The organism is Pedobacter sp., assembly GCF_035566355.1.
In the GTDB taxonomy this organism is placed as follows: domain Bacteria; phylum Bacteroidota; class Bacteroidia; order Sphingobacteriales; family Sphingobacteriaceae; genus Pedobacter.
Genome location: NZ_DATMRL010000292.1, coordinates 1 through 3,372, shown reverse-complemented (window position 1 = coordinate 3,372; position 3,372 = coordinate 1). Strand labels below are relative to the sequence as shown.

Genomic DNA, 3,372 nt, shown 5'->3' with positions numbered 1-3,372 from the left:
ACCGCCTGAATTTTACTGAAAACAGTTTGGAGATCATCAATTTTATCATGATCAATCAAGCTCTTGGCCATTGAAATGATCAGCCCGATGCGGTTTTCCTCACCAAGGGCAATCTGACCGATGAATTTATTCTTGGCCTTCTGCAGCTGAACTTCTGTAAGTGGATGTTCCCTTAATTTTTTAAATTCCTTATAGATCAGCGAAAGCGCTTTATTTACTTTTTCCTTATCTGTTCCAAAATACAAGGTGAAAATACCGGTGTCACTTAATGGGCTATAACTCGTTTCGATGGTATAGGCAATTCCATATTTTTCACGAATCTGAAGGTTTAAAACCGAACTCATTCCAGTTCCGCCAACCAGGTTGTTCAACAGGAGCAAGCCTGTCTTTTTGGGATGATAGATGGAATACGCAGGCATACCCAGAACAGCATGCGCCTGGGTAATGGGTTTTTGATGGCTTTTTAGGACAGGACCGGCCAAAAGCGGGGCTACTCTTGTGTTGGTGTGGAGGTTTTGAGGGATATCTTCAAAATACCGGCTTCCAATTTTTACCATTTTTTGGAAGGCGTAATTCCCGATCACCGCGATCACGATCTTATCCGTGTGGTAGTTCTCTGCCATAAATTCCCGGATGTCTTTTTTAGACAAACGGCTTACGCTCTCTGCGGTACCGAGGATATTGCGGCCAAGTGGATGTCCGGCAAAGACCATATCTTCGAAATCATCGTATATAGCTTCTTCCGGCTGGTCTAAATAAGAGGATATCTCATCCAGGATCACACTCTTCTCTTTATCCAGTTCTTCCTCCGGAAAAGTAGAATGAAAAACAATATCATTAAACAGCTCTATGGTCCTGTCCAGGTAAGGGTTTAAGAAAGACGCATGGATGCAGGTATATTCTTTTGTTGTATAAGCATTCAGATCTGCTCCTACGCTTTCCAGGCGATTTAAGATCTGGTTGGTATTTCTCTTTTCTGTACGCTTAAAGATCAGGTGTTCTATAAAGTGTGCTAGGCCTGATTGTTCTTCTTTCTCATCTCTTGAGCCACTGTTAACAATGATACAGGCATGAGAGATAGCAGATGCTGAAGGGACATGAAGCAGGCGGATGCCATTGGGCAAAGTATGAACGTTGTATTCCATTGAGGCACAAAGGTACACAGAAAAATATCACAGAATTATAATTTTTCAGTATCCTCGTAGCCGAGCTTTAAGGCTTCCGCCAGCCCGGTGCGGGTTGGTCTTGTGAGCAGAAAGGCGATAAAGATGGTGGCGGCAACAATGAAAAAGACAAGGTTAGCGCTAATTAAAAAGGCTACGATATTCATTAAGGTTGCAGCCTCAAAAAAGGCAGACCGTATGATAAAAGCCGTTTGATACCTGATTACCTTTTCTTCACCGCTAAGGGTATCTTCAAGAGCAGAGAGCTGCTTCCTGAATAAAAAAGTCCCCGTAAGCACTGCAAGGATGGCCAGTAAGGGAAATAGAGGAAAAAGAGCATCATCCTGGCCAAAAGCAGCATTCAGGTGGAGATTGCCTTGAACAAGAGAAAAAACAACGGCAGAAAAAAGGCAAATAGCGACACAAAATGCAGCATGAATCAACTGCATAATTTTTAATCTGGAAGGGTTCATAGTTTAAACGTTAATATAAACGAAGATAAAAAATCTTTTAAAACTTTCCACTGGCACCCCCGCCCCCAAAATCACCGCCTCCAAATTTAGCCGCTTCGGCAGGAGGGGTACCGGTACCAGAAAAGGTTTCTGCAACAATCAGAGATTCCACACGCATATGGTCCATCAGGTGCTTCTCCGCAGTTTCCTCGTAGGTAAAACCATACTTAGGGGTTTTGAGGAAGCGGATAACACCGTAAGCGATAGCGATCAATCCAGCCCCGGTAAGGCATAGGATGGCTTCCAGAGACATTAAATGGAAGTAATTTCGAATGGTGAAGGCGGCGGCGGCAACCAAAAGCAGTCCAGACCGTAAAAGCACAACATCTTTCTTTCTCAAACCCCATGCGATATAGACCAGAGGCATAACGATTGTCCAGAACCAGAAGAACAGGCCAAAGGGCAGATTTTCAGAACCACTCAGCGATTCATTCAATGTCCGGACCACAAAGTAATTCCCGGAAAGATATACACACATTAAAGCAACAACTTGTAGCATGATCAAGGCCTGGCTGTAATACCATTTTTTTAGCCGGCCAGATGTTCTTTCTGCCCATAGATACAGCAAGCCCGCAGTGATGATCATGGCAAATGGAAGCAACAGTTGTCCCGTTGGACCGGTTTTATACAGAAGAAAAAAGACAAAGACCAGCAAAGAAATCCCTGCAGCCGCAGCCATGAGCATGTCAGCAAACCTTAAAGTCAGAAACAGGCAGCAGACAAACATCACGGCAGAGATCAGCAAAAATCCGTTGATGTCTCCCCATTTAAAGCTTTCGAAGGCCAGCCAGCATAATCCGGTTAAAAAGGTTCCTGAACTGATCAATACCAGGGCATCATCCACACCGGATTTATAATGATTACTCTGGCCCGTCATCAGTTCCAGGCCCGCATAATTGAGGGCTGCAATCAAGAAGATATACACAGAAAAGTCTATCGAATGGGCATCTATAAACATCAGGGAAATCATTCCTGAAGCCGCAGAAACAATTACACAGGTCAGGATGAAAAGGCCGATCCTGATCCATATCCCCGGGCTATAAAAGCCATGAGGATATTTTTGTTTAATCTCCTGTTGTTCCGTGGTCGTAATCAGGCCTGCATCAAAAGCTTGTTCAGCTTCATGTTGAATTTGAAGGTGTTGTAGCCAGGTTTTATTGTAGATGATCATGCCGTCTTAATTTTTTTGTTTAAACGAATCAGTAAAATAATAATGGAAACGGCCGAGGCAATGAAGTAAAAGAAACCCAGGAAAAAGGCACCCTCTCCGTCTCCGGCATTAAATAAAGCCCTCATCACCAGACAACTGATCGCGATATAACCATAAAGCACCGTCAGCATCAGAAAATAAAAGGACTGACGGGCAATTGCTTCCCTGTAAATATAGGCTCCAAGGGCAAATACCCCCAGTAGAAAGAGAAAAGCGATACCAAATTCATAATGAATAAAATAGCCGGCAAGCAGAGCAATGAAGCCAATATGGATACCAAAATGCATATAGGTAAAACCAAAGTGTTCTTTAACCTTAAAGCGCCGGCCTGCGAAATCGGCAGCAAGCAGGATCAACGCCAATAAGATATAAGTGTAAATGATGGTTTGGTTGTCGTAATTGCTGCTCATCAGCAATTGTTTTGGTGTAACAGAGACTCCCATCCAAAGCGCCAGATTGGTAATGGCCAGGCTCAATAAGCCAAGAT

3 protein-coding genes and 1 pseudogene are annotated in these 3,372 nt (G+C 43.5%); all 4 read right to left on the bottom strand.

The window, feature by feature from the left end:
* The coding region (locus tag VNZ46_RS11505; protein WP_325560297.1) for a pitrilysin family protein at positions 1–1,145 on the bottom strand (1,145 nt) is incomplete at its 3' end.
* A gap of 35 nt (positions 1,146–1,180) precedes the next feature.
* Positions 1,181–1,636, bottom strand: a complete 456-nt coding sequence (locus VNZ46_RS11500; protein WP_325560296.1) for a hypothetical protein — start codon at positions 1,634–1,636, stop codon at positions 1,181–1,183.
* A 37-nt stretch (positions 1,637–1,673) separates the two neighbouring features.
* Positions 1,674–2,846 carry a hypothetical protein gene (locus VNZ46_RS11495; RefSeq protein ID WP_325560295.1) on the bottom strand — a complete coding sequence of 391 codons (1,173 nt, stop codon included), beginning with the start codon at positions 2,844–2,846 and terminating at the stop codon, positions 1,674–1,676.
* Positions 2,843–3,372, bottom strand: a pseudogene (locus VNZ46_RS11490) (DUF2157 domain-containing protein); the annotation flags it as partial. The gene VNZ46_RS11495 and the pseudogene VNZ46_RS11490, both read right to left, overlap by 4 nt.